Origin of the sequence: Haloferax elongans ATCC BAA-1513 (assembly GCF_000336755.1) — an archaeon.
GTDB classification, from domain to species: domain Archaea; phylum Halobacteriota; class Halobacteria; order Halobacteriales; family Haloferacaceae; genus Haloferax; species Haloferax elongans.
On sequence record NZ_AOLK01000002.1, the window covers coordinates 73,566 to 97,992 of the forward strand.

Consider the following 24,427-nt stretch of genomic DNA (forward strand, 5'->3'; position numbering starts at 1 on the left):
CGGCGCCTGGCGGCTGTTCAACCTCCGCGAGAACCTGGCGAATCGTCGGTGAATGGAGTGGTGGGGCAGTCGGTGCAGGTCGGGCTGGTAGCAAGCAGTCCCTGCTTGCGGTTGTCGACGAGAACACCGGGACAGCGCGAACCCACGTTCACTTCCGTCGTGCTGATGCAATCAAGAGTCGATATCGGAGATGCTGGACCCACACTCGGAGCGTGCCTGCCGCATTACCAACGCCTACAAGACCGGAATCGAGCTCCGCGATACACTGCAAGATGGAGTGTGTCTCCGGGCTGCAGTGAGCGCGGTCACCATCTCCACAGACGAGCTTGAAGACGGCTATCCGGAGTGGCACCCGGCACCCGATTCGTTCCGGGGAATGCTCCGGCTGTTCATATACCGTGAGATAACTGGCGAGAGTTACCGAACGCTCGAAACCTTGCAGGAACTGGCCGAGGCGTTCGGACTGGAGCACGTCCCCGACGAGTCGGTGCTGTCTCGCACCTGGCGCAATCGCTTCGACGACAGCGTCCGTGAGTACGTGACCGTCACCGCCCACTTGGTCGTCAAGGAACTCCATGACTACGGTCCCAGTATTTCAGCGATACGCCCGAAAGAGGAGGTCACTGGCTCGAAGCCGGAGTCGGTTGAAGACGATTACCAGGACGAATCTATGGGCGGTGAGTTCTCGGACGAGCAGATTCGCCAGACGACCCGCCTCGCACGAGACCACGGCTTCGATGGATTCGACTCTGGTCGAGCGCAGAACGCCTCCTACGAGGATACGCAGTTCTTCGAGCTACAGACGTTCATGGGGATGGTGGGTTGTGGGACCGCACAGGGAGCCGCTCGCTTCCAATTTCGACGTGGTGAGGACTACGGTCCACATGGCGACACCCACCTGCGGGCGGTCAAGCAATTCGAGCCCACAGAACTCGTCGAAGGGTTCGACCAAGCCACCGATCGCTTGCTGTCTGCCATCGCTGATGAAGCATCATTTCGACGCCCAGTGACAGCCGCGATCGACATCACGACCGTCCCCTACTACGGCGACGTCGAGGGGATGACGATGGTCAGTGGGATGCACGGCGATGAGGAGCGAGCGTTCAAATTCGCGACGCTCTCAGTTGTCGGTGAGAACATCCCGCTCGTCCTGGCGATCGAACCCGTTCGTGAGAGCTCTGGCTGGGACGAGAATCCGTCGAATCAGGTCCACCGTGTCGTTCGGCGGTTGGTGAGTCGAGCGAAGGAGCACGTCCCGATCGAGACGGTCCTGTGCGACCGTGAGTTCGATTCCATGCAGGTGTATCAGACGCTCGCCAATCTGAACGTGAACTATCTCATCCCCAAACGAATCTCCAGTACTGAACGGGAGGCTATCCAGAGGATGGAGGCAGACGGCCACGACGTTGCGGTGGAGAACGCCTCCGTCGATGTCGAGGCTGGCTCCCACGCGATGCGGTTTCTGTACGTCCCGTCGACGAACGGTGGAGGAACAGCTGTGTTCGCGACGAACCTCCGGATACGACCTGAGGAAGCGGAATCGTTCTGTCGACGGTACAGTCAGCGCTGGCAGATCGAAAACGAGTACAAGAGCATCAAGCGAGACTTTCTGGCGAAAACGTCCTCGAAGGATTACCGTGTCAGGTTGTTCTACTTCGTGTTCGCAGTGCTCTTGTACAATATCTGGCGGCTCACGGACTTTTTGCTAAAAGCGGGCGTCGACGCTGAGATGGACTATCCGCCAGTCCTCACCGCGGGTGAGTGTGTCGAACTCGTTGCTTCGGCGATGATCCCGCCCGATTAACCGATTGAACCCACGCTGAGTCTGCTGCTGGGGAGTGGCAACACTTTCCAGCAGCGCCAGAATTCGCGAATTTTCTCACGCCTGACCGACAGATAGGCCCGAAAGGGTTCAGGTTCGGGGGTTGATTAGATAGAACCACTACGAATCGACGAAGATTCGGTCTAAAACTGGCCTATCCTCCGAAACTGTGAACAGCGTCGCCGGGGAATTTCATATAGCATCATACAATTCATTAACCTCAAAGCGAAGAGGCACGCTATTATGCTAAATTCGGTTGTCTGCACAGGACAACGTACTAACAAAATTGGTAATATTGTTGACTTCTCTCGCGAAATGGTGAAAAGCCCCGACTCTCAGCGCAGCGCAGGCCGAAGCCACGACTCTTTGATCGGTGTATCCCCACGACTACGATTTGCAGACAACGTTTTCGATGCCATCCCTGACTCCAAGCAATCCCACATCACTTGAGAAGCTTCCCGTGCCCAGACTTGCTAAGAGCTGGTGGGTAGTCTTCATACACTGTATTTCGATATATTGTCTTTCATTCGCTTGCTGTCGTCACTGATCCCTCACGACTAGAGGCGAGTTGGATCTTTGACGCGGTTGAAGCCACGAGTACCGCCTTGTATTCCGTGACAGCCGATCGAACAAAGCACAACCAATTAACAACTAATTATTTGGACGATATGGTATCGATCTGGCTGCTGTGTTTCTCGTTGATGGCTACGGTTATCAGACTGCACTCTCTCGATTAGGATTGAGTGGTCGGCTTGACTACGTCAAGCAAAACCTCATCCAGAAGTGGTTTCATACTCTCAAAATGTGAGTCGACCACTTCCATAATCGTGGGTGGACAGTCACAGAAGCGTCCGCGAGTGGTTTATACAATTTGGCAATACTATAACTTCCAACGTCCATATCAAGCGCTCAACGGACGAACGCCAGTTGAGGTAGTCACTAACTAGACAGTGCACGAAAAGCAAGACATCCAAGAATTGATGAAAACCAAGAGTAGTAAACTGAGTGTTGACGTTGACCACTCACTTCCAGACGAGTCGACAGGAAGTCCGGAACGAAGATATATCGTCGTTCATGATCGCCGCTATTCCCGCGTTAACGGTTCTCGAACAGCAATCACGGAAGAAGGTACAATTGGCAATAATGGTGGCTTCTCGATTTTAGCCACCAAATGTGAGAAAAGGGCTGGGTTTTGTGTTGCCGATATAATGGGGGGTTTCTTGGGATGTACACCAGGGCTCCTTACTTGTTCTATCACAGGACCAGTTGCAGCTGGTTGTGCAGTTGCATTGCTAGCGATTTGTGCTCCGGAAGCCGCGTTAGTAGCTGTCTCTGGAAATTGTTCTTACATCGTCAAAAACTGTGAAGTCGATATCTAAGTATGTTCGGCTCTGGTGAATCAACACGTGGGGGACACGGGTCGTCCACTAACAATACACCTACAAACCCACATTCTGTAACCAGTTTTCACTATGACACCACCCTAATCAGGACCACGTGACCTCAGCCGCAGTAGTGTAAAATACGTGGGCATTGTGTGTGTCGCGACGGTTCTCGTCCCGGTGCTCTTCGTCCTCGTAAGCCTCGCTTTTACCCCTGCCCCACTTTGGCTGTATGATAATCGGCTCATCGCGGCACTCGCAGTGCTGTTGGCTGCCGGTGCTGGCTATGGGAGTGCGCGAACCATTGGGACGCCCCGTGCAGCGGGCTGGACTGCACTCCTCATCTGTGGCGGGGAGTGTTGTTGGATGGGTCACAGTCCATGCATTCGGAGTCTGACCACGTCCTGATGGCTTCGATTCAGTGAGGACAGCAGGTTGTCTCCCCCGTTCAAGGGAGTTGAATCAAAATTCAGACTCCACTGGTTTGTCTGAGGGTCGTATCTCGATCTGAGAGTACCGCTCTTATGTAGAGCTGCGGAACGACCGTGTAGTTACGGTGAACGAGCCGAAACCATGAGGTTATGCCTCAAACTCAGCCAGCGTTCGGTGGGATGCTTCGCCAGCTCGTTGATCTTGGATTGTTCGAGTTGGACACCGAACCGCTCGATGCCGTCATCGAGCGGCGACTCAGGAGTTCTGGGAGTATACCACGTGTCCTCGTTGCGGCTACCCCAGCATCCACACGTGGGAATCGTCCGACCGCGTTATCTGCCGAAACTGCGATTTCAAACCCGTCTACACCTATGGCACGCCCTTCCACGAGAAGCACCTCGCCACAGGAGAGGTGCTTCTCGCGTACCTTCTGTTGCAGACACGTTGCTCAGTATCTCTCAAATCGCGGTTGTGCTCGACAGGACGTACAAGACCGTCTATTACGCGATTCGAGAGGTGGAAGCCGCGCGTGACCGCGGCTTCCCCCTCGTCTGGGAGCAATTCCAACACTCCATCTCGGGCCCAACGCAAATCAACGAATCGAGCACTGTCTGCTCAGGCTACAAAGGCCAAGACCCGCCGTGGAACAGCCGGTACCGCGGCGGGTCGTCCCAATCCGGGCGCTCACGATGGAAGGGAAGACATGGTGACCAGATAACGCTCGTCGCGGCCTGCCGCGACGTGCTTCGGGTGATTCGCGGTCATCTTGGAATCAGCTACCAAGGGGACCTCGAACCAGTACTGCAAGAGGCTGAAGACCTCTCCCAACCGCTGGGAGAGGTCTGGACAGATGGTCTGCAAGCGTATCGAGAGATGGAGTACGACCACCGAATTGTTATCCACGACGAACGGTACGTTTCGGCCGACAGCGTCCACATCAACTAGGTCGAGTGCCTCTTCTCACTGGTCAAACCGTGGCTGCGGAAGTTTCGCGGCCTGTTCCAAGCCCTGCTTGGACAGGCCGCTCACACCTTCGGTATCGTTCGTTCATTGAACCTGGTCGGCGCATCCCTCGAAATCGTCGTCGATTGCCTTGCTACGGGGGCACTCCGCAGTTCTATATAAGAGTGTCGAGCGGAGATTACACCAGTTAATGTCAATATAGTTTTCTATACAATTGAAAAGTAATTTGACCGAGAACGCCTTCTGTTAGTCTGTGAGGTAATATCCCCATATGGACCCCAATATGACTCGTCGACGAGCCCTTATTGCTGGTGCTGCCATCACAGTCAGTGGACTTGTATTCGGAGGGGTTGTGACCAGCCAGCTAGCTGATGAAAAAAGTGAGGAACACACGACAGATACGTTCAATGAAACCTACAACGCTACTGAAATCAGCGTGAATACTGACGTTGGTTCCGTCTCAGTAACTGGTGCTGACCGCGAAGCTGTCGAACTCGAAATCGAACAGTCCGGTTCAGTGAGTTCTCTGGATCGAACGACGTTAACAGTTGATAAGAGTGACAGTACCCTCAACGTGACAGTCAACTACGAGCAAACGATCATGGAGCGGTTCGGGCTGACAGACGACTCAAGGCCAAACTCCGAAATCGCACTTACAATCCCACACGAACTCGAGCGAGCGGTACTCGAAACCGAAAACGGGGCTATAGATGTAAGGGATATCGAAGCGACCGTAACCGCGAGTAGTACTAATGGAGAGGTCGGCGTCGATAACGTCTCGAAAATTGCAGGACTTAAGTCTACAAACGGTAATATCGACGCCGTTTCCAAGGCCCTCGCTGATGAGGCATTAATCGAAACAACGAATGGTGACGTTACTCTCGAGACGGATGCGCTCAATGGCGACGTGACATTCGAGTCGACGAACGGTGAGATCGACTACATGCTCGGCGACATCGTCGATGCGACCGTTACCGTTTCAACGACTAACGGCGAAATCAAGTTCAATAGCGACCGAGCGAGTGTCGAGACACAAACCGACGAGGAACTCGAAGCGGTCGTGGGTGAGGGGACCAACGATTTGCATTTCGAGACGGTCAACGGAGATATTACAATCGTCGATTGAAGTCCGCTACGGGAGCAGTTGGTTCGACCAATCGTCTCCGGCCAGGTCATTTCAACCATCGGAAACGTGATTCGAGTCGGATCTACCCAGAACAGAACGGGATTCCCGTCCGGTTGTCTCCGGGTGTCCGATTTGCATTCGCTCCGATCGGCGTGGAGTGTTCAATCATCGCCTCTCTTCTGTATCTAACGCTTTGATTCCCTGCTGATGTTAGGATGAAACAGCCGACAACGGGGGTCGTTCAAAGTACTGCCAGGCTATAGTATCAGGTCCCTCGGGTAACGAATCCTTTTTCAATACTCATACAAATTAAAATACATATTGTGATGCGGAGATTACGCCAAGTATTCTCTCCAGGAAGGATTGATCTAACTGAGACACGGACCTTCATTATGGCGTTGGTGCAAGTAGGGCTGGCTATCATTCAATTTTCGCTCATATTTTGGGTGGTAGCTGCCCTTCGGCTTGTAGAGCTTGATCCATCTCCGCCTTCGACAGCAATCTCAGCACTACTTTTGGGCTGTATTCCAGCACTTGCACTTGGCGCGGGTACCCCTTATCTTATTCAAAATCACAAATTTTTCAATAAAATTAATGCTCCTATGAAAAATAGATATCTCGGTGTTGTAATAACATTTGGAACATATTTCATACTGTTTTTTTACCACCCTGTGTCAAGTGTCGTATTTGCGGTTGTATATGTGATTAGTCGGATTATTACAGTCACAGGAATCTATAGCCGACCTCGGCTAGAGATGGTGCTGAGCTAACTTCTGACGATAAGACAACCGAATCAGGAGAATTAATTAGACTCTGATACGTGCGGTCACTAACCAACAAATGCGACGCACACGAACGCCCACCGCCGAAGCAAGCAAGCTTCTCCAGCCAAAAATCTACGGCTACAGTACAGATGAGTGAGTACCGCTGGTCGCAGAAGTCGCTCGACGAACTGCGAGAGTTCCATTGGGACACTATCAATCCTCAAATGATGCGCGACGGCCTCGACCCGGACGAGCCACCGAGCTATCAGTGGCTCGCAGACAAGGGCTGGTCGGGGCTCGCGTACACGCTTCGAGAGCACCACGACCTCACTGTCAAAGAGTTCTTCACCGATGTTGTCGGCCTCGAAGACGGCCGAGACAGTGACACCTACGAGTGGGGAATCGACGACTGCGACACCATCGAAGCGTTCGACGCCTATCTCTCGATGCTCGACCGTCGTCGCGGCCTCGCTGACTCCACACTCCCGACGAGACAAACCCATCTCGCGCGGTTCGCTCGCGTCTATCGTGACCTGCACGGCCGCGCCGACCTCCTCGACCGCCTCGACGACCGCGACAGCGAACCCGAGGAAATCGACCGCTGCCTGCGCGTCCTCGACGAGTTCGACCGAGAACTCTCGACCGACGGAACGAAGCTCAAATACCTGCAGACGGTTCGAAGTTTCTACGAATACCTCGTCGACTTCCGCCGGGCAGTCTACAACCCAGTTGCGAACGCCGCGAAGCAGTTCCGCTGGGAGCAAGGGACGCCAGACAACCGAACGATGACGGCCGACCAGATTCGAGCGATGTACGAGGCAGCGTCGTCTCTCGAAGACGAACTCCTCGTCTTGGGGCTCGCATCCTGGGGGTTGCGCCCGGGAGAACTGGCCTCCATGCACGCCTCACAACTCGTTCTCGACGTCGAGGAAGATACTGAACCCTACATCGCGTTCGACGAGCGAAAGAATGGCCCCGGTACGGTCGCGCTCTTGTACGGCGTCGACGAACTCTATCACCGTATCGACCACCTCGACGAACGCCCGTCGTGGAACGGGTACATCTTCCCGTCGTCGCAATCGACCAGTGGGCACCTGACGACCGACACCATCAACAACCGATTCAAGCGCCTCGCACGGGCGTGCGACGTTCGAGTCGATGGCTCGGTTCCGACGGCAAAGCTGTGTCGTCGCTTCTGGTATACGACTTACCAGTCAGCAGTCGGTGAGTTGCTCACGCAACTCGAGGGCGTCGCCGAGGACCAGGGAAGTTCGTCGGCAACAGTTGTAATGTCGAACTACCTTTCTGAAGAAAAACGCCGGCAGTTCCGTCGTGAAGCCATGCGAGAGTCACTCGCGGAGATATTCGAATAGGGAAAGCGCCTGTATGGTGGATTCTAAGTCCCGGAGGATAACCAAATCCATTACAAAAATACACATGTAATTGTGAACAATGGAGGAGAAGAAAAGTACGAGTAGAAAACATTTTTGGCCAATATGTATCTCCGTCACCGAGACTAGGGGCCCTCGACGATGTCGTAAACGATAGGCAGTCACATATGACAGGCGTACCCCACTGATGCTCCACAACAGAACCTCGACTCTGCCCGAATAAACTCTACCACTCGTATAAACTCTATTTTGCTATATTCAATCTATTTGCATCTGTAATCACACAGTCTCAGAAGCCAAACTGTTCGAGAGTCGCGGTGAGGCCCAGTGAGAAGTACTTGTCGTCGCTCGGTTGCTGGACAGTGACTACGAAAACTCCTGTTGCTCATGATTTGGTTGTGAACACGGGGAAGAAGCTGAACTACGAACTCGACCACCCCCGTGTTACAGGAGCTCATCCGGTAATCGGTACGGTTTGCGTCCCGACACTGTCGGAACGCACTCACAACTTGCCCCCGGAGGAACATAATTCTACCCATCTACACTCTACATTAGACAAGTCAAAATAATAGATTCGATAATAACGATTAAATAATTTGGAGCGGAAAGGTATTCTGAAACAACACAGAAGTCCATGTCCCAAGGTAGGGTTCGCCCGCGCACGTTTAACAAAAACAAAACGCAAAGCAGGTGTTCGAGCGCCGGGACGAGGTGAGAATCACCCGCTATCGATTCACTACAGAGACCACGCCACAGATGTCACGTTACAATACGTCCGAACCGACTGTTCGACAACTCACGACTGCGATGGAGGACGCGATAACAGGAATCTACCGCCTCCAAGAGACGACAGACGACCGCGTCTCAACTTCTGCACTCGCCTCAGCACTCGATGTAAAGCCGGCGACGATTTCGAGCATGTTCACTCGACTGAACGAACAAGAGCTAATCGAACGGGAAAAGCACCGGCCGGTCATCCTCACAGACGCTGGCGAGCGGCTCGCACTTCGAATCCTCAGACACCACCGATTGCTGGAGACCTTCCTTGTCGAGTGTCTCGGCTATGGGTGGGAAGAAGTCCACGACGAATGTGACCGTCTCGAGCACCACATCAGCCCACGGTTTGCCGACGCCCTCGAATCGTTTCTCGCGTCGCCCGAGGTGGACCCACACGGCGACCCGATACCAAACGAGAACCTCGAAATAGAAACCGAACACGAACGCGTCCGACTGGAGACCGTCGATACCAACGTTCCTGTAGCTGTTCGTCGAATTCTGACTGACGACCGAGACGTCCTCGACTTCCTCACGGACGCCGGCCTCGAACCAGGAAACCCAGTGCTCGTTGACGAGCGGTTCCCGATAGAGTTGCTGGCTGTCCGCACGCCCACTGGACGCCAGCAGCTTCCACTTTCTGTGGCGCATATTGTCGAAGTCGCTCCAGTCAACGAAGGCTCCGAGGTTCTGGCACCGCTTTTGGGCGATAGTCAGCACCCATGAGAAGCCCTGATGCTGGGGATTCGAGAATTATTGTCTATCTACAATCAGGACCATCATCTTTATAACCTGAGACTTGTTTTTATGTATTTAGTAAATGTGTGAATCGAAGGATGCCGGTATTGGTCTCCCCTTCCGACCGAACGTGAGCGGTGCGCCTGGAACGGGACGCAATGGTCGCTTCGTCGAACCAGCAGACAACCTAATTCACCCGTGAGAGCATGATTCGGCTGTTCCCCAAAATCCGAATGAAGATTAAGCGCGTCCACAAGCGACTCGGTCCAATCTTCCCGATTCTCGTCACGGCTCTAGTGACTGGACTCCTGACGTGGGGAATAGGTCGTCTTTTCGACCTCTTCCACCTCGCGCCGTCGGTTGCAATCAACGGGGTATTCAGTGGCAAGACGCTCTGGGTCATCGACCGACCAGAAGTCACGTTCATCACCGCGTTTATCTTTGGAGCGCTTCTCGGGACGTGGTACTTCGCGTATCGCCCGAATCGAGAGACAGTCTACGAGTACTGGGAGCAGATTCCCATGTGGGGGCAAGCGACGACGCTTGGGCTCGGAGGTGCCATTTTGGTGGTCCTTTGCTTGCTCGCATTCCGACACTATTGGACCATCTCCGACCTGACTGTCTTGGCTGCGTTCCTCGTCTCGTGGCCGTTAGCAACCGGTGCAGTCATCCTCGCAAACCGTCGCATCGACGACTGCCCCCGCTCGACGTCCATCAAAATCGGGTACATGCACGCGAGAGGATTAGAGAGTCGAACGATGGCCATCGTCGTAGGGGCGCTGTTCGCGGTGGCAAGCGGATTCGTGACCTGGGCACTCTCGACCCGGTTCACGGACTCGGATTCGGCACTCCCCGCCGTACTCGTCGCAGTTCTCCTGTGGATGCTCGTCACCGTGTTCGTCTACAATCGCTACGACGCGCAGACGAGCGAGCTATCCGGGCTGGCGATTACCTCCGTCAACCGTCCTGACACGCGAACGGCGTGGGAACTGACGATTAGGAACGAGTCGAACGAGACTATCGACCTCTCGCTCGCAAAAATTCGCGATACGAAGTTCGACCTCTATCAGTTCGGCGTCGATACGGACCTTGGTCCTGGTGCACTCTGTACGTTCAATGCACCCGAAGAGTTCCAATTGGCACCAAACGACGACTCGTGGGAGCTCCCCCTCGGGTACACTCTCAAACAAGGGTCGGAGACGCCGGTCATCCTGACCCGAACTGGACAGATATATGCACTGCAACGAGACAAATTCGACGGGACTGACATTGATTCGATACTCTCTGAGGGAGCCGACGAAGACGTAACAGGAACTGGCCAGCCCACCAGTTCTGCAGGTCAGTCACCCGGGACTAATCCCTCTACTCAGGACTGACTCTTCACAGGTCAGTTCACTGTTTGCCGCACGCGCTTCGACCAGCGGACGAGACACGCGCAAAGACTGCCGCGATGTCTTCCGGTTCCAACCGACAGATACGTAAGATGTCAACTCATGATGATTAGTAAGAATACCGCGTGCCACCGGACGCGGACCTTCGACACGCCGAGACAGTAACAAGAACGCACCCATGACTCGAGAACACTCACATCTCACGCTCGAATCATCCTGTCGTAACGTCGGTACGCTAACCGACTCCGACACGATTAGCTCGGGAGAAAGTGGTACGCCGCGCGCGACAGTTGGCGGGCTCCAACAGCGAATCAGCCCGATTTCGACGCTCGATGCGGACCGTCTCGGTGGGGCGTTCGCACAACGAATTATCCACAAACGAGGTGCGGCAAACCTCATCTTTCGGACGTTCCAGAACGCCGTCCAACAGCAAGCGGGGGAGCAAACCGACAGCTCGGACGACTACTCGGTTTCGTATCCGTCTCTCGAAGACACACACCCACAATACGGCGGAGAAGCACCCGAACTAGACATTCCAGACAGCCGAACATCACGTGCTAACACGGTCCTCAGAACGAACCGCACGAGCACTCCCGAGCCAACTTCCAGTGAGCAATCAGGGCAACCTGGGCAACCAGAACAAGCAGGCGTCTCACAACTGCAGATGCAGGCAGAGGAACAAACACGCTCACGAGGACATACAAACGACTCTGCACAGGCGCGGACACCTGCGCAGACGCAAACACGGACACAGGACTCAGCACAGACACGAGCACAGACAGCCACGCAGACTTCTGACCTACTTGCAGAGAGCGAGAGTCCAAACCACACGTCTCGAAGCACTCTTGGGAGGGTCAGCGAAGCGACGACGGGAGTCGATACGACGGGTAACTCAGAAAGTAAGTCCCGAGAGATTCCTCCAGTTACCGCGTCTTCCGGCCTTACAACCACTGCTAGCGACAGACAGGAGAACGGCCGTGAGACCGTCACTCGACGACAGACGGAGCGAACCAATCGTACCATTCGAGCGTCTCAGCAGCAACTTCGTCGCGTGACGCGCCGAGCTTCGGGAACACGAACGGTCCTTGTCGACCGGACCGACCAACCACCCACCACTTCGGACAATCGCCGTGTCGTCGGGGGCGACGCCCGGCAGCAACCAACCACGGAAGGGCCGACTTCACTCTCTGACTCCCCGTCTGAACATGACGCAGGGCAAACTTTCTTGTCCACAGACCAGCGGAGCGATTCCGGCCAGTCACAGTGGGCTTCGGGTGGAGTCAAGGGTTCCACAGACCGGCCTCAAGAAGTCGACTCTTCAACCGCGTCGAGACTGCGTTCGCCAGACAGTCATCAGGAATCTGCCTCCCAGCCTGCGGCGTCGCGACCAACATCCGAACCGGCAGGCCCGGCGACTGACGACGTGACCCCCAGCTCAGCAACCATGCAGAGTTCGACTGGGGAATCCCCGTCACTCCGAACACGGCACACGACATCAACAACTCAACAGCCAGAATCGCCAATACAGGCATCGACCGCAAGAGAGCGTCAGCCGAGGTCAGACTCGATATCGAGGGACTCACGGTCCAGGATGCACGAGCCCGTGGCATCGAGTGCTTCGCTCCGCGTGACAGCGTCCACGATTCCAGGACCCGATAGTAGAGCACTAACACAGGCGACGATGCGAACATCCGAGCACTCTTCGAACAGGGAGGTTGCACATCGTCCAGCTAGTCCAAGTCGGACCTCCCCCAATCGCGAACAGACCAATCTCTCGGGCGAGTCGGCACCGCCCACGACTAATTACAGGCGAATTCGAACAGGTCAGAATGCGGAGGCGAATTCGAACTGGTCAGGGACGACCGCGAGTGACACAGCCACAAGCAATTCAACCACAAGCAACCCAGCCGCAAGCACCTCAGCGGCAGCGAGGAACGAGGCTGCGACGGGGACAAGCAGCCCACAGAGCCCACTGAGGGCGACGGGCACCTCGCGAAGCACGACAAACCCCTCCCAACCAATCCAAGGTACGGGAGATAACACTCCGAGCCGACCATCGCTGGAGGTCGCACCGACGACGGTACTGGACGTTTCGACTCACCAACAGCACACTACTACGAAGTCGGTCGCTTCTGACCACGAGAGAGCTGGTCAGGCAAGCAGTCGAATTCGAACGGAGACGAGTCAGGCACCGGTTCGGTACCCAGGGAGTTCGGTGCCGACTCCATCTGACTCGTCGAGGATGCCAACCGATGTGGTGTCGAATACGAACGACTCGGCGACGACGCCCATTGATGTGGTGTCGAATACGAACGACTCGGCGACGACTACAACTGGTTCGACGCAACCAACGGCGACGAGAACCATAACGGACTCAACCCGACCCTCGTTGGAGAGAGCACCAACAACGGTTCTCGACGTTTCAGTCGCACAGCAGACGATAGATAATCCAGAAGCGGCAGTGCAGCAAGTTAGCGCTGAGTCGGTGACGGGTTCGCGGAGGCATGTGTTCGCTGCCGCAAACCCGAGGTCCACACCCGCAGTAGACTCATCTTCCGTGCCGGCTTCGGAAGCACGTTCTCAGTTCACTGAGACCACTTCTGCAAGCTCCAGTCGCACAGAAAGCAGGCTCACAGACCCGACGATACAGGACCGCAGCTCAGCATCCATTGAAACGAATCGGAATCACCCACAGACGACAGCGCTGGCTACGGGAACTCACCGTCACCCAACTGCTGATAACCCAGTCGCTAACGATTCAGCATTTGCAGAATCGACCACTGCAGTCACTGTCACAGACCTGCATTCCCGGACGGGTAAGTCGGCAGCACCGAATCGAGAGTCCTCTACGGGTACACCGACACAGGGACCACGACGAACGCTGACGAGGGCACTCGATACGAACTTACAATCGGTAGATACGAACGAAAGGCCATCTCAGTCGTCGTGGTCGGTGTCCGGTTCTCCCGAGACGAATGCCACGGACCTCCCGAAGAGCCAAACCAGAAGCGCGTCTCCGGTGTCTAAGCAGCCTCCCCAGACGAACTCCAACGTTCCAGTGGGTGGCTCTAATCCCACCGTACCAACAGCCGAGTGGACGTCTACATCATCGACAGACACCTCAACAACCGCGAACACGCTGTCGACAGCCACAGACACACCAGTATCGAGTGACAGCTTCGACAGACAGCAACCAAGACCGACTGGTCGAGACGGTCCACACCCAACAGCACAACGTTCCACCGTCCAGCGCCAGTCAACTGCACCCGACACGATAGCTCGACTAACAGTACACCGCCTGCCGACTCAATCGTCAGTCACAACTGTTCCAACCGGGCGTGCCCAGCCAAACAACTCACTGGGTGACGTGGAATACAGCAACACGTCGGACAGGAATCGCGACAGCCCGGGTGAGCAGTCGCCAGTGACCCGAGCAGCGCTGAACAAAAACTCACCAGCAACTCGGTCCAGTGTAATCGAATCGGATACCCACTCGACCGCCATGGAAGCGACGCGGCATCGGTCAGGGCTTCCAGCAGCGAAGAAGGGTACAACGACCCTCAGCAACCAGGTGTCCACCACCGGGTCGTGGGGGTTCGGACAACGCGCTGCTTCTAGCCCAGTCCCCTCCTTCGATGCCCATAGTCAACCCTCGAAAGCGGGTGGCCAAGCCTTCGATAGTGGTGGTAATGGTGATAGTGATAGTGGTAGCGATGGTGGTGGTGACGTTGATGGTGATGTGAGCGCCCATCAAGGAACGAGGTCGACGCTGACAACCTCCCGGTCGTCAGTCGCCGAGGGGCAGCACGGTCGACCGTCGGCGTCCCGTGCCACTGTCGAAGACCGTCTCCGAGAACAGAGTACACGGAGTGCAACCGAAGGCCAACCACCGACAATCGTTCGTAGCCAACGAGGCACGCAGTCAGTACGAACTGGCTCGCGAACCGTCGACTTACCGACGGTCGGGTCTGGACTCCGAACGTCGAGCGTATCGAATCTCGGGACCCAAACGAGAGCAACTGGAGACAGTGAAACCCACCTCACGGGAGACACCCCGAGGAACTCCACTGGGGACGGCACACGCCTGAGTCGGTTGCAGAACGCGTCGGCGACACAGCGTGTACAGCAGGCATTCCCACGAGGAGCACAGCAATCTTCCTCACCGAACTCCGCTGGCGATTCAGTCGACGACGTGGTGTCGGCGGCGGATACGTGGTCGTCTACTCCAACTGAATCCGAATCCGTATCTCGGATGCCACGTAGCCGACAGCAACCGGCTGGTCAGTCTCCGTCTAACCTGACCGAATCGTCGGTTGACCACGGACGACAGAGCGTGACTGGAGACCGATTGCAGAGAAGAGAGCCCGTATCCTCACGTTCATCTTCATCCTCGGGACGCGACACCCACCGAGAGACACCAGCCGAACGACCGCACCGGAAGCACCCCTCCAACGTTGGTCATCGACCGCAGTCTCGCACGGGCGAGATGACTACGCAGTACATCGAGACGGAGTCTACCAGCCCTCACAGTAACACAGGAATGGCTGGGGGTGTTGAACGCCCGTCGATTGCACAGAGAACGTCGGGGGCAGTCGGTCTGTCGTCGATTGCACAAACTGTGCTCGCACGTGCGCATCGATTCGGTCAGCGTGGGAGTCAAGCACCTTCGACCGGTCCATCCGCCAGACAACCATCGACTCACCCACAACGTCGAGACGTAACTCTACAACGTGACGCTGGGGTACCGACATCCGGGGCAACGAATACATTCGCGACACTACCCACCCAAGTCACGGGCCAGTCTGTGGAACAAAAGCCAGCCGATTCGGAAACAGCACGTCCGGACCTCGTTGTCGCATTCGGGGAGTCGCGTACGCCGACACACTCCGAAGGTGTCGATGCTGGTTCTGCTGGCCACGACAGCCAACCTGAGCAAACGCCGACCACAGCACCAACACATGGTGAACGCTACTCAGACACGCTGAGTCGTGACGCACCCAGAATACGGTCACGAGGAAGTAGCGAAATCCATCAACGTACGGGACTCGATACGAATGACTGGCGCGATGACTCGCGTGAGGGGAGTAATACGAGCACGCTATCGGGCGAGGTTACAAGCGCGCCATCGACCGACGATACAGCGGCGGCACTAGGTGAGCGTCGGGGGCCGGTGCAACGTAGGACATCGAACGTAAGCCAGCGTACAGCTCCGAATCCGGGGCGGCGAAAGACGCCTAGTTCGGTCCCAGCCAGTGTCGATGGCGATGACGCCAGTCAGTACACGAGCCAGAGCCGTTCGGTCGAAGGGGCTGCGAGACAGTACACGGGCGAAGTCGAAGCTGGGCAGTCGGGAGCGCTTCGGGACACTACCCAGACACGTGTCGCGTCTGCGGCGGCAACTCAATCGGGAGAGCAAAGCCAGGAAGACAGCCGAGAGGCAACCGACTGGTCGTCGCCAACGAGTGAGACAACGCTTCGGAGACGAGCGTCCCAAAGCGGCAGATTCGAGACAGCAGTGGTACAGCGACATCGGCCAACTGCAATTAGTACACCGGCACTCGGGTGGGTTGCGGAGACGACCCAGTTCGGAACGACCGGGGCGGAACAGTCGCCAGATGGCTACTCGGACACCCGAAGTCGGGACGCGGGGAGCACGACAGTTCGACGAACCACCGGAGGGCAGAAAACGAGTGCACCGAACCGCGGAGCCACACCATCGACTTCGGGAACCACGAGCGGGCAGCAACGAATCGACAGTGTAGACCGGCGAATCGCCGCTGTCCAACAGGAACGAGGCAGTGCAGACCCGTCTCGTGTGACAGGTTCATCTGACGTTGCAGGAGGGCGTCCGCAACGAGTCGTTCGTAAACTGGGGGCGTCAGCATCCCGTGGAGCGGCCGAAAACGAGCCAATCGTTCGTGGACCAAACACGTCGCCGACGGGGCGCAAGTCGGGCCTGACTGAAACTGGAATTGGAGGTATTTCCGAACGCGAGAGCGGAAGTTTCCAAGCCCAGAGTGTGGCATCGCCGGTATCACAGAGTGTGGCTCCCCGAGATTCGCAGAGCGCGACCTCTCGTTCCTCACAGAGTCAAAGCGTACCCCCCCGAGCTTCGCAGAGAGTGTCATTCTCGACAGAACACTCGTCGCCAAGTGTTTCGGCACCCACCTCAGGTCACACGCAGATAGGGACGACTGCCAGACTCTCATCGAGAGTCGCTACGGGAGAGCAGATGACCCAACAGACAGGGGACGCGTCGCCTGTCGAGGCCAACAGCGAAGGTGGAACTGTTGACCAACAGTCGGTGGCGAGTGCGGGTGGAGCAGTGTTCCAGCCGACGAACCAGCGTTCGAGCAGAGGCACTAAGAGAACCGAATTGGGTGCGACCGCTGCGAGCGATTCCTCGTCGGAACAGCCGTTCACCCGAGCCAATCGGGCTCGTACCGTCCTCTCAACGACGGCGAGTACCGAGTCAGGAGGTGAGAGTAGTTCGGTGGCCAACGCACGCGTACAGCCAGTATCTAACTCGGCTGGTGATATCCCGACTGATGAGTCTGAATCGACTGCTGTCGATTCGGCCGGTGTCAGTCCGTCGATGGACGTTGGCGTCCGCCATGGGGACACTTCATTCCGGGGCACCACATCATTTGTCGAAAGAATCAAATATCGGAATAAGAATATTGAATATGACACCACAAAAGAAGGACAGCGCGAAGGAGCCAGTGGCGTCACGCGGAACACTATGCTGGAATCACAGACCAAGCCCTCGCTCGTCTATCGACAGGACAGTCGGTCTGCTACCGACGACAACGTAGCCAGCGGTATGCAACACGCCTCACAGGCTGGCGCGTCGATGGGTGGTCACACACAATTCGCTCAACACCAATCTGGCTCGGCAAATCCACCTGCCCATCGAGACGGATTCGACACTGGGTCGGTATCCAGCCACGGACGACGAGGGACTGGTTCGAACCAGTCCCCCCGCCAGCAACAACACTCCGCGTCCCGTGTCGGTGATTCGACAGGCGGTTCTCCATTCGAGACGAGACGTTTACAGAACCCAGATACCGGCTCCACCCTATCACCGACGGGCGACCACAGGCAGCCCTCCGAAGACAACCACTCGCAGCGTGCACAGGGTCGCATCGACGACCTCGACGTTCAACTGGGTGAACAGTCGATGCAACTCAACGCCGACGTCGACCGACTAGTCGACGTTCTGTATCGGAAACTCGAACGCAAACATCGCATGGAACGACAACGGAGAGGATTCTAAATGAGTGCATCAGGGAAACTCGAGAAAGCACAGATTATCATCCTAAACGGGAACCACGAGAACACGACTATCGACTGCAAGTTCAATCCAAACTCCTACACGCTCGAAAAGAGCGTCAACTACGGGGAGTTGAAGGCGACGGGGTCGGGTGCATCCGTCCAGCAGTTCGTCGACGGAAACGCCGAACGACTGTCGATGGAACTGTTCTTCGACACGACAGACGAAGTCGACAACGCCAAATCGGTCGACAAAGTCGACGTCCGAGAGCAGTACACGAAGTACATCGACTTGCTGCTCTCGGTAGACGGTGAGCTTCACGCACCCCCAGTGTGCCGTTTCGTCTGGGGCAAAGGTATCGACTTCACGGCGCTCGTCCACAGCGCGAACAAGCAGTTTACGAAGTTCCTCCCCAGCGGTGTGCCAGTCCGCGCCCGCGTCTCTATCGTCTTTCAGGAGTTCAAAACGGCGGACTACCACAAGTCCGAGGTCTCCCCGGAATCGACCGACAAGACGAAGGTGTGGACGGTGAACGAGGGCGACACGCTCTGGCTCATCGCGTCCGAGGAGTACAGCGACCCGGCGCACTGGCGGACCATCGCCGAGCACAACAACCTCGATAATCCCCGAGACATCCGAGCAGGGGAGAAACTCGAACTCCCACCACTGTAAGCATGGCACCGCCCATCAACAACCACCCGGCCTATTCGCCGCGATTCAAGGTGCAAGTCGGGAGTAAGAAGTTCCAAGAACCAGGCGGTCGGATTGCAGACCTCGTCGTCGAAACCACGTTCGACGGGGCCGACCGGTTTTCGTTCACGTTGAACTACCCCTTCGACGAGGAGCGAGACCAGTTTGCTGGACTCGATTGGGACTTGTTCAGTATCGGAACCGACGTCGAAATTGCGATGGGGTACGGCGACGACGGACAACTCACAGACCTGTTGACCGGGAAGATTCACTCCATCAACACCGAATTCACGACCGACAGAGGGCCGTCGGTCCAGATTTCTGGATACGGACTGCTCTGGGAGATGATGCAAGGGACGAACTCGGATTCGTGGGAGAAGACCACGATTGGTGACGCCGTCAAGGACGTGCTGTCGTCGTACTCGTTTTCGACGACCAAGGTCAAGAAAGCGAACATCAAACGAGAGAAGCTCATCCAGGACGACCGTAGCGACTACAAGTTCGTCGAACAACTCGCGTCAGCCTACGGATTCGAGTTCTACGCGGAACGCGACACGGTGAAGTTCATCCCGCGGTCGTCACAGCCGAACGACAAAAAGCCGGTCGCCGAGTTGTGGTACGGTGAAGACCTCCACGACTTCTTCGGTGAAATTACCGAGCAGCGACAGAGCCATCAAGTAGAAGTTCGGTCGTGGGACATCCACAAAAAGGAAGAAATCAAAGCGACTGCGGGCAGCCGAAGCGCCAAACACAAAGAAGTATTCAGAATACCAGCCATGTCACGCGACGAAGCCAAACACATAGCCAAGACGAAACTCGGGAAGTTCTCAGACGGAATCGTTCGGGCTCACGGTGAGACCGACGGCATTCCCGCTCTTCGAGCCGGGGTTACAGTGAAACTCGAAGAACTCGGAAAGCGGTTCTCGGGGAAATACCACATCACGAACGCGACCCACCGAATGGGGGCGAGTGGCTATCGAACCACGTTCGAGGCGACGGAGGTGGCAGGATGACGCACCCAGACTTGTTCGGGTCCGAACAGTCCGGAAACGATGGTATCAGCGGCGTCGCGGTCGGCATCGTCACCGACAACCAAGACCCGAAAGACCTCGGGCGAGTCAAACTCCAGTTCCCGTGGCGAGACGCCGACGACGAGAGTTACTGGGCGCGCATCGCGACGGAGATGGCGGGCAAAAAGTACGGGACGTACTTCCTCCCCGAAGTCGAAGACGAAGTCCTCGTCGCGTTCGAAAACGGTGACATCCACAAACCGTTCGTCATCGGGTCACTCTGGAACGGGAAGCAGAAACCCCCGCAGAAGAACAGCGACGGGAAGAACAACACCCGTGAAATCCGGTCCCGGAGCGACCACAAAATCGCGTTCGACGACGCGAAAAAAGGGAGTATCACGATTCAGACGAGTGCCGGAAACGAAATCGTGATAGACGATTCGGGCGACTCCGAGACAATCGTCGTGCGCGACGAGAAAAACGACAACAGTCTCTCCATCGACTCGGGAAGCGGGTCGGTGAAACTCGACGCCAAGAAGGAGATAGAACTGTCGGCGCAAAATATAAAGATAAAAGGTAAAAAGAGCGTCAAGATTTCGGGGAACAAGGGCGTCAACGTCGCAAGCAAGGGCCAGATGAAGCTCTCCAGCAAGGCGAAGTTAGATATCAAGAGTAACGGCCTCATGAGTGTCAACGCGACTGGTCCGCTTCAAATCAAGGGCGCCCTCATCCAGTTGAACTGACGACACACTGCCACACAATCACAACGACTCAACCAATGAAACCAGCAGCCAGACTCGGCGATTCGACCGCTCACGGGAAACCACTCAGCGGCGGTACAGGGAGTCCGAACGTCCTCATCGGAGGAAAGCCAGCGTGGCGCGCCGGAATGGACATGCACGTCTGTCCGCTCGTCACGGGAACCGTTCCGCACGTCGGCGGCGTCGTCGCCAAGGGAAGCACGAGCGTCCTCATCAACGGGATGCCCGCCGTGCGGATGGGCGACAAAGTCATCGAGAGCGGGCCGCCGAACACCATCATCAGTGGCGACACGACCGTCCTCATCGGCTGACTGGACATGTCTGAAGACTTTCTCGGCAAAGGCTGGGCCTACCCAGTTCGACCCGACCACCGGGGAGACATCGAACTCTCGGAGACTGACGAGGACATTCGGGAGTCGATTCGTATCATCCTCGGAACTGCGAAAGGCGAGCGCATCATGCGTCCCGAGTTCGGGTGCGACATCCACGACCACGTCTACTCGGCCGCGACACCAGCCACACTGAACGTCATCGAGACGAGTGTCAGAGAAGCACTCGTCCGCTGGGAGCCCAGAATCGACATCGAAGACGTCGAAGCGTACACCGACGAGGACGACCCGAACAAGATACTCATCGCCATCGACTACCGCGTTCGAACCACGAACGCACTCGCGAACATGGTCTACCCCTTCCACATCACGGAGGGTGATGGATGAAGACGCCGCCGACGATAGACGACAGAGAGGAAGACGAGCTATTCGACGAACTGGTCGAACGAGCCGACGTCTACACCGATAGCTGGGACCCTCGGACGCCGGACACCGGCCAAACAGTCCTTCGAATCTTCTCGACGTTCGAAGCCGACGTCCGAAACCGCCTCAACAGCGTCCCCCAGAAGCATCGCATCGCGTTCCTCGACGCGTTCGGCTTCGACCGACGGCCCCCGAAAGCGTCCCGGGTTCCGCTTACGTTTCACGTGCCCAGTGACCTCGACCGGAACGTCGTCATTCCCGGTGGGACCCAAGCGGTCGCCAGAGCAGGCGACACCTCCCAGTTGTTCGAGATTCCGCGTGACAAAGGGTTCGAAGCGACGGGAGCATCCCTGACCGACGTTATCGCCGTCGACCCCACAGCAGACGCTCTCGTCGACCACTCAGACGTGCTCGACTCGGACGACCCGGTCGAACTGTTCGTCGGCGACAGTCTCCAACAACACCACCTCTACGTCGCAAACGAGAACGCGTTGAACCTCAAACCGGGGTCGACGCTCTCGATTACTGCACAGACTGATACCGATGCCGACGCGTTCGCAGACGCCGTCGTGTGGGAGTACTACGGTGAAGACGAATCTGGAGAGGAAGGATGGCACCCACTCGTCCCACCACGAACGGGGTCCAACACGCTCACGCCCGACAGTGGCATCGAAGCGGTCAGAGAGCAACTTCGTGGTCGCGGGTCGGAACAGGATTCGCTCGCCGGTGTCCAGTCCGAATCAGGAGGTGCCGCGAGCGATGGGTCGACGTACGAAGCCACCTTCCAGATACCCGGTGCCATCGTCGAGCGGTCGGTGAACGGGGTCGAGAGTCGCTGGCTTCGGTGCCGACTCACTGACACCAGTCCCGAACTGTTTTCGACGTCGATTCGGGACCTGTCGATTCACGTGGGGAGCACCGACGACGTAAACGGATTAGAGCCAGACCTCCTGCTGTCGAACGACATCCCGCTTTCGACCGACGACGGCGACGTCAAGCCACTCGGGCAACTACCACAACCACCGACCTCGTTCTACGTCGCGTGCGAAGAGGCGTTCACCAACTCCGGCGGGACTGTCACCCTCGAATTTTACCCGCCGGAAGCGGATGAAAACGCGGATGGCGACGACGACGCAGACGAGGAGGATGCGGCCGACGAAACGACTACCGCGTCTGGACGCGGTGCCGATATCGGAGTTATCGGAGGCGACCCACGGCTGTCGTGGGAGTACTGGAACGGCGACGGCTGGTCCCAACTCGACGCCGTCGAAGACGAGACAGACACGTTCCACCATGCGGGGACGGTCTCGTTCCAAATCCCAGACGACATCGACCCGACGACCGTCTCAGGACACGAAAACGTCTGGATTCGCGCGCGACTCGTCAGTGGGAACTACGGACAGCCGTCGATTTCGATTCCGGACAACGACGCCTTCGACGGGTTCCAAAGCGAACCAGACCCACCGGTGTTCGGTGACATCTCGATTCACTACGAACACCGAGAGCAATCGTTCGACACGGTGTTCAGACACAACAACGCCTCGTACAGCGATGACCTCACGGAACACATCGAGGCGTACGCGCCCTTCCAAGACCTCCCCGACGACGGCCAAACGGTGTATCTCGGATTCGACGACACCTTGCACGATGGGCCACTGACGCTTTTCGTCCCCATCGACGACACGACGTATCCACAGTCGTTCGACCCGGGAATGGAGTGGGAGTACTGCACGAGCCCAACAGAGTTCTCGTGGACCGAACTCGACGTTCGGGACCGAACTGGTGGCTTCACCGAGCGCGGTATCGTCACGCTCACCTTCCCGGAAGAGACGACAGCGTTCGACCTGTTCGGACGGACACGGCACTGGATTCGAGTTCGGACGACACAAGACGAGTTCGAGCGTCCCGACGCGACCCACCACGCAAACGGGTCCGCGACTGCCCAGCGTGTCGCCGACCGGTCGAGTCGAACGACGACACCACCGCTCTTGGAGGGCCTGTACCCCAACACGCGATGGGCGTACAACAAGCGCACCATCGAAGACGAGATTCTCGGGTCGTCAGACGGCTCTCACGACCAGTCGTTCAGATGCGCTCACGCCCCGATGATTACCATCGAGTTGTGGGTCGACGAGAGTGCGACGTTGTCTGCAGGAGAGCAACGGACGTTACTCGAAGAACGACCCGACGACGTCGAGCGAGTCTTCGACGACCGGGGCGACCTCGCTGAGTTCTGGGTGCGATGGACGGGCGTCGAGGACTTTCTCGATTCGGGGCCGACAGACCGCCACTACGTCGCCAACAAGACTACCGGGAGCATCACGTTCGGTGACGGAGAAAAAGGAGCAATCCCACCGAACGGACAGGACAACGTCCGGGCGACGTACACCACCGGCGGTGGAAGCGACGGGAACGTCGATGCCGGGACGGTCTCCGACCTGAAGAGCTCGATTTCGCTCGTCGACGACGTATCGAATCCCGAGTCCGGCGACGGAGGGGCTGACGTCGAGTCGATGGACGCTCTCGTGTCGCGGTCGGCGAATCGAATCAAACACCGCGGGAGAGCCGTCACGCCGTCGGATTACGAACAGGTCGCTCTCTCGGAGTTCAGAGAGCTCTCGACCGTGAAGTGCGAAACCACGTCGAACGGAGACGAAACACGGGTGGCCGTGATAATCGTCCCCGAGACCGAACGCGACAAGCCGGTTCCGTCGATGGCGTTGAAACACGAGGTTAGAGACGTGCTGACGGACTGTGCACCCGCGACAGTCGTCGAGTCCGACGACACGGACATCGTCGTTCGAGGGCCGGGATACGCGGAGATATCGGTGCAAGCGACCGTCCACGCGCCGAACGTCAAGAGCGTGTCGCTGCTCAAACAGACGATTCGCCGAGAACTCGACGAGTATCTCCACCCACTCACGGGGAAGGACGGAGCAGGCTGGTCGTTCGGCGAACTCCCCGATTCGGACACGCTCGTTCAGCGCCTTGACCGACTCGACGAAGTCGAAGAGACACTCGAAGCGACGACGTACGTCGAACTCAACGGTGAGCGTCGAGCGCTCACCGGACGAACGACAGACGAGATTCTGCCGCAGAACACGCTCGTCTGTAGTGGTCAACACGACCTCAAAATCACCATGGACACGGAGTACTAA

The 24,427-nt window shown here is 57.0% G+C and carries 14 protein-coding genes and 2 pseudogenes; 13 read left to right on the plus strand and 3 right to left on the minus strand.

Features of this window, described 5'->3' with window-relative positions; genetic code table 11:
* Positions 1 to 190 precede the first annotated feature (190 nt).
* From C453_RS00510 to C453_RS00535, 7 genes and pseudogenes are all read left to right on the plus strand, one after another.
* Positions 191 to 1,804: a transposase gene (locus tag C453_RS00510; protein ID WP_008322008.1), complete on the plus strand. Its 1,614-nt coding sequence runs from the start codon at positions 191 to 193 to the stop codon at positions 1,802 to 1,804.
* A gap of 673 nt (positions 1,805 to 2,477) precedes the next feature.
* A pseudogene (locus tag C453_RS19340) lies at positions 2,478 to 2,769 on the plus strand (IS6 family transposase); the annotation flags it as partial.
* Between the two features lie 1,016 nt (positions 2,770 to 3,785).
* Positions 3,786 to 4,761 (plus strand): annotated as a pseudogene (locus C453_RS00515) (IS1595 family transposase).
* A gap of 109 nt (positions 4,762 to 4,870) precedes the next feature.
* Entirely contained in the window at positions 4,871 to 5,725 is an 855-nt protein-coding gene (locus tag C453_RS00520; protein ID WP_049907327.1) for a DUF4097 family beta strand repeat-containing protein, read from the plus strand.
* Between the two features lie 913 nt (positions 5,726 to 6,638).
* Positions 6,639 to 7,862, plus strand: coding sequence for a tyrosine-type recombinase/integrase (locus tag C453_RS00525; RefSeq protein WP_008322011.1), 1,224 nt, complete (start codon positions 6,639 to 6,641; stop codon positions 7,860 to 7,862).
* A gap of 774 nt (positions 7,863 to 8,636) precedes the next feature.
* The gene (locus tag C453_RS00530) at positions 8,637 to 9,380 is read left to right on the plus strand and encodes a metal-dependent transcriptional regulator (RefSeq protein WP_049907342.1); all 744 of its coding nucleotides are present in this window, start codon (positions 8,637 to 8,639) and stop codon (positions 9,378 to 9,380) included.
* A gap of 218 nt (positions 9,381 to 9,598) precedes the next feature.
* Positions 9,599 to 10,768, plus strand: coding sequence for a hypothetical protein (locus tag C453_RS00535; RefSeq protein WP_008322013.1), 1,170 nt, complete (start codon positions 9,599 to 9,601; stop codon positions 10,766 to 10,768).
* 1,839 nt (positions 10,769 to 12,607) lie between these two features.
* On the opposite strand, the gene C453_RS20100 is transcribed toward C453_RS00535, so the two are convergent.
* The 3 genes from C453_RS20100 to C453_RS19735 all read right to left on the minus strand — a co-directional run bounded on the left by C453_RS20100 (position 12,608) and on the right by C453_RS19735 (position 13,936).
* Positions 12,608 to 12,784 (minus strand): hypothetical protein, encoded by a 177-nt coding sequence (locus C453_RS20100; RefSeq protein ID WP_160163376.1) that lies wholly within the window; start codon positions 12,782 to 12,784, stop codon positions 12,608 to 12,610.
* Between the two features lie 183 nt (positions 12,785 to 12,967).
* Positions 12,968 to 13,150: a hypothetical protein gene (locus C453_RS00540; RefSeq protein WP_008322015.1), complete on the minus strand. Its 183-nt coding sequence runs from the start codon at positions 13,148 to 13,150 to the stop codon at positions 12,968 to 12,970.
* 570 nt (positions 13,151 to 13,720) lie between these two features.
* Positions 13,721 to 13,936, minus strand: a complete 216-nt coding sequence (locus C453_RS19735; RefSeq protein ID WP_152417954.1) for a hypothetical protein — start codon at positions 13,934 to 13,936, stop codon at positions 13,721 to 13,723.
* A gap of 4,123 nt (positions 13,937 to 18,059) precedes the next feature.
* On the opposite strand from C453_RS19735, the gene C453_RS00550 reads away from it, so the two are divergent.
* Genes C453_RS00550 through C453_RS00575 form a run of 6 tightly spaced genes read left to right on the plus strand, consistent with a single transcriptional unit; the run spans position 18,060 to position 24,427 of the window.
* Positions 18,060 to 18,728, plus strand: coding sequence for a CIS tube protein (locus C453_RS00550; RefSeq protein ID WP_007542092.1), 669 nt, complete (start codon positions 18,060 to 18,062; stop codon positions 18,726 to 18,728).
* 2 nt (positions 18,729 to 18,730) lie between these two features.
* Positions 18,731 to 19,759, plus strand: a complete 1,029-nt coding sequence (locus tag C453_RS00555; RefSeq protein ID WP_008322019.1) for a phage late control D family protein — start codon at positions 18,731 to 18,733, stop codon at positions 19,757 to 19,759.
* Complete coding sequence (locus C453_RS00560; protein WP_007542088.1) at positions 19,756 to 20,499, plus strand: phage baseplate assembly protein V; 744 nt, start codon at positions 19,756 to 19,758, stop codon at positions 20,497 to 20,499. The genes C453_RS00555 and C453_RS00560 overlap by 4 nt, the downstream gene beginning before the upstream one ends.
* Before the next feature lie 35 nt (positions 20,500 to 20,534).
* Positions 20,535 to 20,828, plus strand: coding sequence for a PAAR domain-containing protein (locus C453_RS00565; protein WP_007542082.1), 294 nt, complete (start codon positions 20,535 to 20,537; stop codon positions 20,826 to 20,828).
* A gap of 6 nt (positions 20,829 to 20,834) precedes the next feature.
* Positions 20,835 to 21,233, plus strand: a complete 399-nt coding sequence (locus C453_RS00570) for a GPW/gp25 family protein (protein WP_007542080.1) — start codon at positions 20,835 to 20,837, stop codon at positions 21,231 to 21,233.
* On the plus strand, positions 21,230 to 24,427 hold the full coding sequence (locus C453_RS00575; protein WP_008322020.1) for a putative baseplate assembly protein: 3,198 nt from the start codon (positions 21,230 to 21,232) through the stop codon (positions 24,425 to 24,427). Before C453_RS00570 ends, C453_RS00575 begins: the two co-directional genes overlap by 4 nt.